Genomic DNA, 13,265 nt, shown 5'->3' with positions numbered 1-13,265 from the left:
GAAGGGAAATTTCATAAAATCCAAGAAATTTGAAACTTTTTCTGTTATAGTACGTAAAAGGATGGGCGATCTCTTTTTATTTCAGGGAAGTACATCCTAACGGAAAAAAAGATAGCATGATTAGTAAAAATCGGGGGGAATATCGTGAAGAAAAAGGTATGGATCTGGGTTTTGTCGATTGTTGTAGTCCTTGGGGTGGCCACCGCCGTTACTTTGGCCATTAAAAAGAAGACTGCAAGCGGCGGGGAAGAACTTCAAGACGAGGGAATTACGGTTCAAAAGGTTGCGGAAAGAGAGTTAACTGAAACGATCCTCGTTACGGGAAAAATTGTCCCTGAAAGTGAGCAGAAGGTTTTTTTGGAGCCGGATAAAGGGGAGGTCAAGGAATATAATGTAGAGGAGAACCAAAAAGTCAAGGCGGGAGATCCTCTATTTAAATATGATTCTTCCAAACTGCAAAGTGAGCTCAATAAAGCTGTCAGGGAAAGAGATTTGATTCAAAAGCGGGCAAAAACAGAAGAAAACCAAATAGCGGATATGAACAGACGAATTACAAAAGCAAAAGCGAATTCCAGAACTCCATCAAATGAAGGGGACGAAGAAGTTCCCCAAGAAAATGTCAATGACCTGACAAAAGAAAAAGTGGAGCTTGAAATTCAGCATGAAAGTACAAAGGCGGAAATCGCATCCACCCAAGAGCAAATTAATGACTTGGACAAGCAAATTAAAGAGATGACTGTCGTCAGTAAAATAGATGGAATGGTCGTAAAGGTAGACAAAAATGCAGTCAGTACAGAAAACGGATCGCCTGAACCAGCCATTCATGTCATCTCGAGCCAGCCGTTTAAAGTCATTGGGACGATGAGTGAATTTGATGCGGTTAAAATTAAAGAAAAGCAATCTGTCATCATCCGTCCAAAGGTTTATAAAGACAGGGAATGGAAAGGGGAAGTGGAATCTGTCTCACAATTTCCAGATAATGAAGGCGGAGGAGAAGAAGAATTCGCCGGCGGTGGAGGAGGCGGCGTTACGATGTATCCGTTCAAGGTAAAAGTAACGGACGATACATCTGAATTAAGACAGGGATTTCACGTCTCCCTGGAAATTAAAATTGACGGAAAAGGCAAATCCCTTGTTGTTCCTCATGCTGCTTTGATGGAAGAAGACGGCGTGGATGTCGTATATGTTTTAAAGGACGGCGTATTGGAGAGACGCGAAGTGCAAAAGGGCTCGATGAATGACGAATTCATAGAAATAAAAGATGGCGTCAAAAAGGATGAGCTGGTCGTCATTACGCCAAATGAAGGATTGCATGATGGAATGGAAGTGACCTCATTTGATGAAGCTGAGTAATATTACAAAAGTGTATGGAAATGGGTCTATGAAAGTTCCTGTTTTGCATGATATCAATTTATCGATTGAAGATGGAGAGTTTATATCGATCATGGGTCCTTCGGGTTCAGGAAAATCCACTTTAATGAACATTATTGGTTTTTTGGATTATCCGACGACAGGCACGTTTGAACTCAATGGTGAGAAAATCAGTTCCGCCAGTGAAAAAAAGCTGGCAAGACTCAGAAACGAACATATCGGCTTCGTGTTTCAGCAGTTTTTTTTGTTGCCCAGGTCAAATGCTTTGAAAAATGTCGAAACACCCCTGATCTATGCAGGTGTATCAAAAAAAGAAAGATCGGACAGGGCAATGAAAATGCTGGCGAAAGTGGGGCTGGAAGACCGAATAAAGCATTTGCCGAGTGAACTTTCGGGAGGCCAAAAGCAGCGCGTCGCGATTGCGCGCGCTTTGGTCAATAATCCTTCGATCATATTGGCGGACGAACCAACGGGAGCGCTTGATTCCAAAACGAGCGGGCAAATTATGGAACTGCTCGTCCAGCTGAATCAGGAAGGAAAGACAGTCATTATTGTCACCCACGAAGAGGAGATTGCGGACTATACAAACAGAAGGATTACGTTAAAGGATGGAAGGATTACGGACGACCGGAGGAGAACGCCATGAGTATGTGGGAAAGCTTTAAAATTGCGTTATCCTCGATTTGGAATCATAAGATTCGCTCCCTGTTAACGATGCTCGGTATAATTATCGGGGTGGCGGCTGTAATTGTCATCGTGGCCATCGGACAAGGTGCCAAGAAGCAAATGACAGACGAGTTATTCAGCATGGAAAAAAATGTCGTTGAGATATACTTTGAGTATCCGGAAACGGAAGAGGAAACAGAAGTGTTTTTTGAAGAGCCGGCATTATCTTCTTCCGATGTAGAGACCCTTGCCAACGTTCCGGGGGTAAAAGCGGTGCTGGCAACGAACATGAACGGTGGCACCATGATGGCGAACGATAAACAAGGAGAAGTGGAAATTACGGGTGTTGGCGGCGAATTTTTTACTGCCCGAAATATTCAAGTTGTGGAAGGGCGGCCGCTGAATCAGCTTGACAACGACGGGATGAATCGGGTCGTCATGATTGATACGGTTGCCAGGGAGAAATTTTTTAAAAGTAACGATGAAGTGATTGGGGAAGTCATTGATCTAAACGATAATCCATACAAAATCGTAGGCGTCTATGAATCTCCCATCCCGGAGCAATATCGCTTTTCGGAAAACGGGGAAATGTTAATGCCGCGGGCGGTTGTTGCGATGATGTTTGGAAACAGGGAAATAGAAAATCTCGCGATAATCGCCGATGATCCCGAGAGAATATCGGAAATAGGACAATTAGCGGCAGACACACTTACCGAGGAAAAACAACTGGAAGACGGCCAGTACGCTATTCAGGATTTCTCCGAATTTGAAGAAGAATTTAACACGTACATTACGTTGATGACCCTTTTTATTGGCAGTATCGCGGCCATATCCCTGCTTGTCGGGGGAATTGGCGTCATGAATATCATGCTCGTATCCGTTACCGAAAGAACGAGGGAAATTGGCTTGAGAAAGGCCCTTGGAGCCACACGCGGAAAAATATTACTGCAGTTTTTAATTGAGTCGATTACCATCACCTCCTTGGGAGGCTTGTTAGGAATCGGTTTGGCTTCCCTCGCTTCATTGTTAGTTTCGGTCTTTTCACCGATAGAAGCCATTGTGAGCCCGGTCGTCGTTCTGATCGGAGTTGGATTTTCCGCTTTCATCGGGATTATTTTTGGCATTCTTCCGGCCAATAAGGCTTCCAAATTGAGTCCGATTGATGCATTGCGATACGAATAATCAACGCAAAACAATAAGGGGCTGTTGCAGAAAGTTAGTGAAAACGGACTTGGCGGCAGCTCCTTTTTTTTGTACTGCTTCTTTTTGGGAGAGGAATTTTTGGCAAGACTATGATAGTCTTAAAAAAGAACCCGCGTAATACGAACCGAACCCCGCAGAATACGATCCGATTGGTTAGAACGTTTCACTTTATCGTTGACATCACTGCTTCTTCGATTTCCTGGTAACTTGTACACCGGCATATGTTTGATGACAGCCAGCTTTTAATCGTATCCTTGGATGGATGTGCATGATTTTGAACAAGTGAGTGGCAATTAAGGATGAAACCTGGTGTACAGTAGCCGCATTGGAAAGCGAAATGTTCGATAAAGGCCCGTTGTATGGGCGTATCCCGCAACCCTTCGATCGTTGTAATTTTGTGGCCGGAAGCCTCGATCCCCAGCATAATGCACGATTTAAAAGGGAGGTTATCCACCATGACTGTGCAGGCTCCGCAGTCCCCGTTTAAACACCCCGGTTTTGCCCCTGTCAAGCCTAGCTTATTGCGAAGAACGTATAAAAGCGTTTCGCCGGCCAGTATGTCAACTTCAAACATTTCATCGTTTATTTCCATTTCAATCGTAAATTTCCGATTGTCCATTATCTTCCCTCCATTTCCATCAAAAAGTCCATCAACAGGTTTTGTAAAACAAACAGCCGATACGCGCTTGATCCCTCAATATCATCAAGGATAGGTTCCGGTACATGTTCGAGGGTGCGTTCAACTCTGTCCTCAAAAGATAAATCTGTTCTGTTTATTTCTCTTTCCATTTCCATTGAGCGAAAAGGGAATGGGCAAAGGCCGCTAAAGGCCAGTCTGATTTGGCCGTGCGCTTTGATCGCCGCCCCGGTAATAAGAGGATAGCCGGTTTCCCATTGCTTTCGTATTTTGCGCGCCAAAAAGGGGAGTTGCAGAATGTTTGTATCTGTTTGAATATGGACGAGCAGCTCCCCATTTTTCAGCTTTAGCTCTTTATTAAAAACATCGTGGATCGGCAGTTCCTTTTCCCCTTGCGCATCTGCGACAAGGATATGGCTGTCTGCCAACAGAAAAGGCAAAACCGCTTCCCTGTAAAAAATTTTCCCGCAAATATTTCCTCCGATTGTGATCTTGTTTCGGGCGGTCCGGTCGGCAATTTCAGCGGATACATCTGTTAACAACGGAAAAGAATCGACTTCTTCGATCTTTGTCAATGGGACACAGGAGCCAATCGTTAAATATTGTGCTGTTTTTTTGAAAATGGCGCATTCCGGGATGTCTTTAATATCTATTATGGAACGTGGTGTATCGATATTTAATCTTCCAAGCGTCAATATTTCAGTTCCGCCGGAATAATACATCGGTTGTTTGCCGGCTTGCTCTAACTCTTGAAACAATTCAACAGCCTCAAGGATTTTTGTTGGGCGATAATATTCCACATATGGAGGCAGCAACTTTTATTTCCTCCTTTCTTTTGTTCTCCACAACAACTCGGGGATAAGAGGCAAATGATTCAGATCTGCCCGCAGGGCTGTTGATAAACTGTTTGCCAGTGCCGCCGGCATGCCGATCAGTCCATGCTCGCCAGCTCCCCTTGCTCCGTACGGTGCATCTATTTGAGGAGTTTGGACAAAGTCGACGACGTATTCAGGCTGCTCCCCGTAGCGCATCGGGCGGTACGTCCTTAGCTGCGGGTTCAGGACTCTCGCAAACTCGTCAAAAATAAATGTTTCCCGTCCGGCAAACGACAAGCCCATATTCATCGCCCCCATCACCTGGCCTTCCGCCGTCTTTTGATTTAAAACCCGTCCGATATCAATGACAGATACGGCTTTTAGCAAGCGATACCGGTACGTTCTTGTATCGATCTCAATTTCCACACCCTGAGCACCAACCGTCCATTCGGGCCCGGGTTTTCCCGCACCCGTTTCTCTATCCAATCCCGTCAGATGCCGGAGAATATAGGTGCCGCTTCCAATCATTTGACCCCCAATTGCATTGCCGTTTGGGAAGGTATAGCCATAGGCAATCTCTTTAACTGCAATATTGATCGTGGGGTCATCTCTTAAAAACACTTTTTCATAGCCGACTTCCAAATCTTCCATCGGTGCACGTAAAATACAAGCGGCAATTTCCTTTAATTGGAGGATGATATCGTCTGCCGCCTTCAAAACTGCCCTGCCTGCCATAAAGGTTCCCCTGCTTGCAACAGTTTTCCAATGTTCTGGTGTATTTCGGGTATCGACCAGCATTTGAACATGAATTTTTTCAATCGGCATTCTCAATCTTTCCGCCAAAATTTGCGCCAAAATTGTTTTCGTTCCCGTCCCGATTTCCACGACGCCGGACATTAAGTTGATGCTTCCGTCGGGGTTGAAAGTTAAGATGACTCCTGAACTTGCGTTGGTATCGATGGTGGAGGTTTTCCATATACAGCTGATTCCCTTGGCTCTGATCGTGTTTTCGTCAACTTCGATTCTTTGACCATCTTCCCAATGGAATAATTCTTTCAATCTGGTAATGCACTTTTGTACGTTGCCCACGTTGCTTCTATTCAATTTTACCCGGGTAGGTGTCGTATCCCCCGGTTTGATTGCATTTTTATATCTGAACTCCAGCGGATCCATATCCAACTTACAGGCAAGCATATCCATGGTCCGTTCAAATGCAAAATGAACTTCCGAATGGCTGAAACCCCTGAATGGGGCTGGATAGGGATGGTTCGTATAAACGGCAAGGGAATCGCCATAAACATTTTCAATGTGATAGGGTCCTGTGCAATCAACAGCACCCGCCCTGGCCAGATCGATTGATTTATCTGAATAGGCGCCGCCGTCCCATAAGTAAAGCAGCTCCGCAGCTTTCAAAAATCCATCTTTTGTACAGCCAAGTTTTACAGTTGCTTCCAGCCCGATATGCCCCGGGGAGGTAATCATATCTTCCTCCCTGTCGTTGCCGATTTTCACCAGTCTGCCGTTGACTGCTTTTGAAGCGATATATGCCAGGATTTCCAGCTGTATGGACGCTTTACCGCCATAGGCTCCCCCCACCAACGGAGTTTTTACAAGGATGTTCCCTGCCGGAATTCCGAAATATAGGGCAATCAGCTTTTTGATCATAAAAGGGGCCTGCGATGATGATGTTATTTCGACCATCCCGTTTCCATGTATTTGCCCGAAGGAGCAGCGGGTTTCCATTGCTGCATGGTCTGATGGGTTAAATGAATAGGAAGCCCGTATAGTGACATCACTCTCATCCCATCCTTTTTCAATGTCCCCTTTACGTATTTTGATTTTTGATGCGATATTTGTTCCAGGAATGGGATATACACCGGCGATTTTTTCATAGTCTTCGAGATTTTCATGGATTAGCGGAGCGCCGGCTCGAAGTGCCTCACCGGGAGAATTTACGACGGGGAGGGGTTCATATGTAATGTGGAGTTTATTAGCTCCCAGCTCTGCCAATTGAGCCGTATCAGCTACAACAATGGCGACAACTTCGCCATAATACCGCACCCGGTCAAAAGCAATCGGAGGGCGGTCGCGAAGTTCCTCTCCAGTGAGGGGTAAATTTCCGCCCGTTATAATAGCACGGATTCCTTTCATGCGGAGCACATCGGTTTTATCGATGCTTTTGATTTTGGCATGGCCAAAAGGGCTTGTCACGAGCTTTCCGTATAACATGTCCCTTGTTTCATAATCGTTCGTATATTTCGCTTTTCCGGTTACTTTTTCCCAGGATTCCTTTCGATACACGCTTTTCCCGACGACATGCATGCTTCCTGTCACCCCGTCCGTCTTAAGTTATATTCTTATCATATGATGGTGGTGCAGGATAACATTCATAAAGTTATGGGAATCGGATTCTTTTGGATGCTGTGGAAGAATCAATTTTAGTCCGCCAATACAACAGAATGGATTTTAAGTGGCTTAGTTATTAACAATTAGTGAAAGTTCCCCGAGATTTAGGATTTGGGAGAAATTCATATTATAATGGAGGGAGACAGTCATGATCTAATCTTTAAGGGGACGATAAGATATGAGTCAACAGAAGACAGGTGCAGAGCATGTACCTTTTGGAAATCAGCTTCAAATCACCTCTTTTTTGGCTGATACAATGGCTCTTTTTAAAGGGGTGGTGTTAATAGCTAACGTACTGCCCGTCTTTACGGGATTTTGGCTAGCGGCTTACTTTACCAATTCAGCGATGAACCCCAATCTCTTTTTCCTGACGATCATCGGGAGTACGCTTGTCATGGCCGGGGCGCTTGTCCTGAATAACTGGTATGAGGTCGATATTGACACAATCATGGCAAGAACGCAGGTGCGGCCGACGGTAACAGGCAATATTTCATTAAAAATGACGTTGGCCCTGGGAATCGCTTTAAGTGTTCTTGGATTTATACTTTTGCTATTTACCACGATGGAAGCTGTCATTTACGCTTTTATCGGGTGGTTTACGTATGTCGTCATGTATACGATGTGGACGAAGCGCAAATACACATTCAATACGGTTGTCGGCAGTATTTCCGGAGCGGTCACGCCAATGATTGGATGGGCAGCTATCGATTCAACGATGCATATCGTTCCGATCGTTTTATTTCTGATCCTGTTTATTTGGCAAATGCCCCATACTTTTGCCATCGCAATGAAAAGGTATGATGAATATAAGGCTGCAGGCGTAGCGATGCTGCCTGTGATCCGCGGCTTTGAAATGACGAAGCGGCAAATTTTTGTATATGTGGCCTGCCTGCTTCCGCTGCCGTTTTTCTTGGCCTCTCTTGGGACAACCTTTATTGTCATTTCGACATTGCTGAACCTCGCATGGCTTGCACTTGCGATCAAAGGCTTTTTTGTAAAAGATGATCTTAAGTGGGCCCGCGCCAATTTCGTCGTTTCAGTTAATTATATAGCGATTTTGTTTATTGCGATGGTGATTGTAACGATATAAATTTGAATACAGCGAAACAAGCGGCCGGAAAGGCCGCTTGTTTCGTTAACCAAAAGGGAAACCCATCATTTGGGTCACGCGTAAAGAGGGAAAACCCGTCGCTTTGGCATGCAGAGTGAATTTTAGGAGTCCGAAATTCTGGTGATATTGCAAAATGGGCCGTTTAGTTGGTGATCCTCTCCCTCCGAATAGAGAGGTAGGGCGTGTTTTTCCATCCTGGGAGTTTATTGCAACGGGAAGACAGTGTCAAAGATTTTTTGCAAGTGGCTGAATGGAACATTGCCAAAAGGCAGTGTTATAATGGACACATCAAAATGTCGGGAGAGAATTGCATGAAAGAATACATCGAAGAACTAAAACCAACGGTTTATTCGTTGTTTGACCATTTTCACGAACATCCGGAAATAAGCTGGAAAGAATATAAAACGACCGAATATATTCGGGATTTTTTACAAAAAGAAGGATTTGCCGTTCAAACATTTGATGATTGTACCGGCCTCGTTGCAGAAATGGGAACAGGGGGCCGGTGCGTTGCTTTGCGCACGGATATGGATGCTTTGTGGCAGGAAGTGAACGGGAAATTTCAAGCGAACCATTCATGTGGACACGATGCCCATATGACGATGGCAATTGGAACAATGCTGCTGCTTAAAAAGGCCGGTTTTCCTGAAAATGCCAGGCTGAAATTTATTTTTCAACCCGCGGAGGAAAAAGGAACGGGCGCTTTGAAAATGTTGGAGAAAAAAGTGCTCGATGACGTCGATTATTTATACGGGGTTCATCTGCGGCCCATCCAGGAATTGGAGGACGGGTATGCTGCCCCCGCGATTCTTCATGGCGCCGGGATGTTTTTATCCGGTGAGATCAAAGGGGACGACGTGCATGCTGCAAGGCCCCATCTCGGACCGAACTCGATTGAAATCGGTGCATCCATCGTTCAGCAAATTCAAGGAATCCATCTTGATCCGATGGTCCCTTATTCGGCCAAAATGACGAAATTCCAGGCGGGCGGTGCAGCAAGCAATATTATCCCGGGCAACGCATCCTTCAGTTTGGATTTGAGGGCGCAGACGAATGAAGTGCTCGAACAATTGGCCACAAAAATCGAAAAAATTGTAGCATCCCTTGCAAGGCTTCATCATGTTGAAATCGGGCTGGAAACGAAAGCGCATATTGCGGCTGCCAAGGCGGACCAGGAAGCTATTCGCATGCTAAGAAAGGCTATTGTCGAAACGCTTGGAGAAGACCGGTTGGAAGATCCGATCGTTACGTCCGGCGGGGAAGACTTTCATTTTTATACATTAAAAAAACCGAACATTAAAGGTACGATGCTTGGGCTTGGATGCGGCCTTGAACCGGGCCTCCACCATCCGGAAATGACTTTTAACCGAGCGGCAATGCTCTCGGGGATCGAAATTTTGACTCGCGCCATATTAAAGACATTGGAGGGATGATTCAAACGATGAGTCCGGAACTGCAATTAAGAACACTGCATAGTGTAGAGGAAATGGGTCTTGTCAAAGAACTTGAAGAAATTATATGGAAATGGGATGCCGTTCCCGTACACCAAACGCTGACCGCTATCAGAAACGGCGGACTGATGCTTGGCGCGTTTCTCGACGGAAAATTGGTGGGATTCAGCTACAGTTTTCCGGGATTTTTAAACGGAAAAGTATATTTATGTTCCCATACGCTAGGGATCCATCCGGATCATCGGGAAAAAGGAATTGGCTACAAGCTGAAAGAACGGCAAAAAACCGAAGCGGAAAAAATGGGCTATGACATGCTCACATGGACTTATGATCCGCTTGAATCCCGAAATGCCTATCTTAATTTGTCCAAGCTGCGGTCGATCTGCAATACTTACATCGTTAACTCCTATGGCAACGGTGAAGATGAGCTGAACAAAGGCTTGCCGACAGACCGGTTCAAAGTGGAATGGTGGATCAACAGCGGGCACGTAGAAAACCCGTCTCCGATCAAGATTGATGAGAGTAGCGCTTTTCGTGTTCCGCATGAGAAAGGAGAAGGAGGCCTGCCGAGATTGGGGGATGTCGACCTTTCTTTTTCAGCAAAGCAAATATTGGCTCCGGTCCCCGCCTTTTTCCAGCAAATGAAAAAAGAAGACTTGGGCCTGGCCGCCGATTGGAGAATGAAGACCAGAACCATTTTCCAGCGTCTTTTCGATGCCGGATATACGGCCGTGTCACTCATCCGAAATGAAGATGCGCCTGTTCATCATTACTTGCTTGTCAAAAGATCTGAACTGCAATTGGATGAAGCAACAAAAAGGTGAACTGTTGGGGGTTCACCTTTTTGTTGCCCGTTAGGTTACAGAAGTTTATTCGACGTATTGAAAATGTTAATGTCCCAGTAAAGTGTAACTGGCTTGGCGCTGCTTATGGAAGCGGATGGACGGTATCGGCCGTCGTAATCCGTTCTTTATGAAGCGTAAGCTGATCCAGTTTTTCACGGTCTACAGCAAAGCCGATTCCAGGGCCGGTTTGCACTTGAATGATTCCGTGGTCCATTGTTACTTCAGGTTCAATGATGTCCTCGTCCCAGTAGTGGGAAGAAGGAGCGGTGTCTCCAGGTATTGTAAAATTGGCGAGGGACGTCAAGGCAATATTGTGTGCCCTTCCAATCCCGGTCTCAAGCATGCCGCCGCACCAAACGGGAACTCCGTTGTCTTTGCAAAGGTCGTGGATCCGCACTGATTCACCGAGCCCGCCGACACGGCCGATTTTAATATTGATAATCCGGCAGCTCCCAAGCTGCAGTGCTTTCCTGGCATCCTCCAGGCTGTGGATGCTTTCATCGAGACAGACAGAGGTTTGCAATTGCTCCTGCAGGGTGGCATGGTCGATGATGTCATCATGGGCAAGCGGCTGCTCGATCATCATGAGGTTGTATTGGTCCAGTTTCTTCAAATGTTCCATATCATTCAGCGTATAAGCAGAGTTGGCATCCGCCATTAACGGAATATCCGGAAACTCCTTGCGGACAGCATCCATATAATCAAGGTCTGCGCCTGGTGCGATCTTTACTTTGATTTTTCTAAATCCTTCCTCTACATATTGGGCGACTTTTTCAACAAGCTTTGCAGGCGAGTTTTGAATGCCGATGCTTTTTCCCACTTCAATTTCCGTTTTCGTACCGCCAAGCAATTCCGACAAAGCGATGTTGTTTTTCTTGGCAAACGCATCCCAAATGGCCGTCTCGATCGCTGATTTGGCAATTTGATTTCTTCTTACGAAGGTGAGCATATCATGCACTTCAAGCGGATTTTGAATCATTTTGTGAATCACTCTTGGAATCAGAAATTCTTTTAACATATATGTCGCCGTATACGTTGTTTCCTCATTGTAATAGGGCTCGTCACTTGTAACCGTCTCTCCCCAGCCGGATATCCCCGATTCGTCGATCACCTCCACAAGGCAAACATGCTTATCCTGCATTGTGCCAAAGCTTGTTGTAAAAGGTGCTATCAACTTCATTTTAATGGTATGAAGTACAACTTCCTTAATCTTGATGGATTTCATATAGTCCGTTCCTCCCCCTTGGATTAATTGTATAAAAAGCATACTCCACTATCCTATCAAATTCAATCACGGCCAGTGTATCGTTATCTTGTAAACCAATCGGCTTGCTCATCCATATGGACAAACGGGATGTCTGTCTGCACTTCTCCGGTTATTCGTTCCAAGGGGATATCTTGGCCAGCGAGCCAGGCCCCAAAATCAAAGACTGCAGGGTTTTGATCTCCGCCAAGGGCAAACCATGCTTTCAATTCATTTGGAAAATAAGCAGCCGTATGAATCGTACCCGCCCAGCTAGCGTAAAGGTCCGAAAAAACGCCTTTATCCGTATCATTGAGGAGACGAAAAGCTTCCTGTGCACCATTCAAATCGTCCTGTCGTTCTTCCAGGACAGCAAGTCTTCTCTCCGAATCAGTCAGGTGCCCCCGGTTTTCGTGCTTTAATACTTCAAAATGATTTGTACATGCATGCGATTCCCGAACTTTCACTTCCCGTGGCGTCGCTTCCACGACGAACGTTTTACCGCTGCGATCATGCACAACGTAGCTGAATGACCCCCTATGCGGCATTTCTTTTAAAAGTGCCATGGCTTCCTCTACATTCGCACACGTTTCCAACACAATCCTGCCGATCATCCCGCAAATGAATCCGTCACCGGGTTTTTTTCGATTCATAAAATTATACCCCATGACCAATCCTTTTTCGTTTATCCCGTCAGAACGTCCCGTTATTCTTTGGCTCGGACCTGCCGTCGCATACCCATGATCCGAAGGGTGGAAAAAGACATAACGCCCTTCATATGTTTTCGGGTGATAATCATAGTTGCGGATAAAATAATGATCTCCCGTTAAAATCGAGCACCCCGAGCGGGGAATTTCCAGGCGGTAACCACCAAACTCCGTCAATACTTTTTCAAGCGGCCATTGAAGGGCTTCCTGAAAACCGAGGAGTTCTTCCCAGATCCCGGGAGCAAACGAAGTAATCCCCCGTTTTGCTTCCTCTGCATTGATCTGGAATCGCGGCCTGCGGACCTTCCATTGGTTTTCCCGGTTTTTGATTGTAAGTGAGTCTTTTAAAAGCTGGCCTTGCATATGGCCAAAATCATAGTGAGTTCCGCGAAATTGAATAATGTCGCTGTAAATGGTTTTCAAGCTGGCCGACCTTCCTTTCCGTCCTCTATGGAACATTTTAGGGAAAAGGGGAGAGGAAGACAAATGGAAGTTTCAATGAATAAAAATAATACCATTTATGTTAGGCTGAAAACAAAAGGATGAATTCATAAAACAAATCGGACATGAGATCGCCGCCTGCTTGAAACACATTAGACGATTTATCCGAAAGACAATCCCTATACAGCCTCAGGAAACCTTGAAAAGTATGATTGGGTTTGTACAAATACATTCACATGATATGTGTCTGGCTAAAGTGAAAATCATTGTAGTATACTTTTGTAAGAATGAATTATATATACTCTCGGTATTCCAAACGAGTAAATTCCTGAATTCCCAAAAATTTACTGGAAATGGAGTGTAATCTGA

At 45.3% G+C, this 13,265-nt stretch carries 11 protein-coding genes; 6 read left to right on the top strand and 5 right to left on the bottom strand.

What is annotated here, in order from left to right:
- The first annotated feature begins 144 nt into the window (after positions 1-144).
- The 3 genes from AB1L08_RS12130 to AB1L08_RS12120 are packed head-to-tail and all read left to right on the top strand — an operon-like array spanning position 145 to position 3,219.
- A complete protein-coding gene (locus AB1L08_RS12130; RefSeq protein ID WP_413064921.1) occupies positions 145-1,353 on the top strand; it encodes an efflux RND transporter periplasmic adaptor subunit in 1,209 nt (402 codons plus the stop codon).
- Entirely contained in the window at positions 1,337-2,017 is a 681-nt protein-coding gene (locus AB1L08_RS12125) for an ABC transporter ATP-binding protein (protein WP_413064920.1), read from the top strand. The genes AB1L08_RS12130 and AB1L08_RS12125 overlap by 17 nt, the downstream gene beginning before the upstream one ends.
- Positions 2,014-3,219 (top strand): ABC transporter permease, encoded by a 1,206-nt coding sequence (locus AB1L08_RS12120; RefSeq protein ID WP_413064919.1) that lies wholly within the window; start codon positions 2,014-2,016, stop codon positions 3,217-3,219. The genes AB1L08_RS12125 and AB1L08_RS12120 overlap by 4 nt, the downstream gene beginning before the upstream one ends.
- 184 nt (positions 3,220-3,403) lie before the next feature.
- Here AB1L08_RS12120 and AB1L08_RS12115 read toward each other — a convergent pair whose 3' ends face one another.
- From AB1L08_RS12115 to AB1L08_RS12105, 3 genes are read right to left on the bottom strand one after another with little or no spacing between them, the layout of a single operon-like run.
- On the bottom strand, positions 3,404-3,859 hold the full coding sequence (locus tag AB1L08_RS12115; protein ID WP_413064918.1) for a (2Fe-2S)-binding protein: 456 nt from the start codon (positions 3,857-3,859) through the stop codon (positions 3,404-3,406).
- A complete protein-coding gene (locus AB1L08_RS12110; RefSeq protein ID WP_413064917.1) occupies positions 3,859-4,692 on the bottom strand; it encodes an FAD binding domain-containing protein in 834 nt (277 codons plus the stop codon). Before AB1L08_RS12110 ends, AB1L08_RS12115 begins: the two co-directional genes overlap by 1 nt.
- 3 nt (positions 4,693-4,695) lie before the next feature.
- On the bottom strand, positions 4,696-7,014 hold the full coding sequence (locus AB1L08_RS12105) for a xanthine dehydrogenase family protein molybdopterin-binding subunit (protein ID WP_413064916.1): 2,319 nt from the start codon (positions 7,012-7,014) through the stop codon (positions 4,696-4,698).
- Positions 7,015-7,276: 262 nt separating this feature from the next.
- On the opposite strand from AB1L08_RS12105, the gene cyoE reads away from it, so the two are divergent.
- The 3 genes from cyoE to AB1L08_RS12090 all read left to right on the top strand — a co-directional run bounded on the left by cyoE (position 7,277) and on the right by AB1L08_RS12090 (position 10,484).
- Positions 7,277-8,188 (top strand): heme o synthase, encoded by a 912-nt coding sequence (gene cyoE, locus AB1L08_RS12100; RefSeq protein WP_413064915.1) that lies wholly within the window; start codon positions 7,277-7,279, stop codon positions 8,186-8,188.
- 332 nt (positions 8,189-8,520) lie between these two features.
- Positions 8,521-9,642 carry a M20 peptidase aminoacylase family protein gene (locus tag AB1L08_RS12095; RefSeq protein ID WP_413064914.1) on the top strand — a complete coding sequence of 374 codons (1,122 nt, stop codon included), beginning with the start codon at positions 8,521-8,523 and terminating at the stop codon, positions 9,640-9,642.
- Positions 9,643-9,650: 8 nt separating this feature from the next.
- Positions 9,651-10,484 (top strand): GNAT family N-acetyltransferase, encoded by an 834-nt coding sequence (locus tag AB1L08_RS12090; RefSeq protein ID WP_413064913.1) that lies wholly within the window; start codon positions 9,651-9,653, stop codon positions 10,482-10,484.
- A gap of 103 nt (positions 10,485-10,587) precedes the next feature.
- On the opposite strand, the gene menC is transcribed toward AB1L08_RS12090, so the two are convergent.
- Positions 10,588-11,730: an o-succinylbenzoate synthase gene (gene menC / locus AB1L08_RS12085; RefSeq protein ID WP_413064912.1), complete on the bottom strand. Its 1,143-nt coding sequence runs from the start codon at positions 11,728-11,730 to the stop codon at positions 10,588-10,590.
- Positions 11,731-11,813: 83 nt separating this feature from the next.
- Positions 11,814-12,878: a C45 family autoproteolytic acyltransferase/hydrolase gene (locus tag AB1L08_RS12080; protein ID WP_413064911.1), complete on the bottom strand. Its 1,065-nt coding sequence runs from the start codon at positions 12,876-12,878 to the stop codon at positions 11,814-11,816.
- Positions 12,879-13,265 lie beyond the last annotated feature (387 nt).

This window comes from Siminovitchia jepli, assembly GCF_047228825.1.
GTDB lineage: Bacteria > Bacillota > Bacilli > Bacillales > Bacillaceae_C > Siminovitchia.
This window is presented reverse-complemented; position numbering and strand designations above follow the sequence as displayed.

What these genes read in the sequence shown, in the direction of transcription:
- AB1L08_RS12120 (WP_413064919.1), top strand. Translation starts at nt 2,014, where the DNA reads ATGAGTATGTGGGAAAGCTTTAAAATTGCGTTATCCTCGATTTGGAAT.
- AB1L08_RS12115 (WP_413064918.1), bottom strand. Translation starts at nt 3,859, where the DNA reads ATGGACAATCGGAAATTTACGATTGAAATGGAAATAAACGATGAAATG.
- AB1L08_RS12105 (WP_413064916.1), bottom strand. Translation starts at nt 7,014, where the DNA reads ATGCATGTCGTCGGGAAAAGCGTGTATCGAAAGGAATCCTGGGAAAAA.
- cyoE (WP_413064915.1), top strand. Translation starts at nt 7,277, where the DNA reads ATGAGTCAACAGAAGACAGGTGCAGAGCATGTACCTTTTGGAAATCAG.
- AB1L08_RS12095 (WP_413064914.1), top strand. Translation starts at nt 8,521, where the DNA reads ATGAAAGAATACATCGAAGAACTAAAACCAACGGTTTATTCGTTGTTT.
- AB1L08_RS12090 (WP_413064913.1), top strand. Translation starts at nt 9,651, where the DNA reads ATGAGTCCGGAACTGCAATTAAGAACACTGCATAGTGTAGAGGAAATG.
- menC (WP_413064912.1), bottom strand. Translation starts at nt 11,730, where the DNA reads ATGAAATCCATCAAGATTAAGGAAGTTGTACTTCATACCATTAAAATG.